At 75.6% G+C, this 254-nt stretch carries 1 protein-coding gene; it reads right to left on the minus strand.

Annotated elements, in window-relative coordinates; translation table 11 throughout:
- Window positions 1–140: 140 nt before the first annotated feature.
- Window positions 141–242 carry a helix-turn-helix domain-containing protein gene (locus tag NLU14_RS23415; RefSeq protein ID WP_420845101.1) on the minus strand — a complete coding sequence of 34 codons (102 nt, stop codon included), beginning with the start codon at window positions 240–242 and terminating at the stop codon, window positions 141–143.
- Window positions 243–254: the final 12 nt, after the last annotated feature.

Raw genomic sequence — 254 nt, forward strand, 5'->3', positions numbered from 1 at the left:
CACGACCGACCTGTACGAGTTCCTCGAGGCGCACGCGCCGGAGTGAGGCCGCCGCCGGGCCGAACGGCGGAGATCCTCGCGACGCGCCGTGGTGCGGCATCCGTTCCGCGGCGTGTCCGACCGGATCTCCGCCGTCGGTGTCACCCCCCGAGCTGCAGCGCCGCCCACAGCTCGGCGCGCCCGGCGAACGACGAGAGGTCGACGCCGAGTACGCGTTCCGCGGCGGCGAGGCGCGTGCGCACGGTGTGGCGGTG

Origin of the sequence: Marinobacter iranensis (assembly GCF_029207565.1) — a bacterium.
GTDB lineage: Bacteria > Pseudomonadota > Gammaproteobacteria > Pseudomonadales > Oleiphilaceae > Marinobacter > Marinobacter iranensis.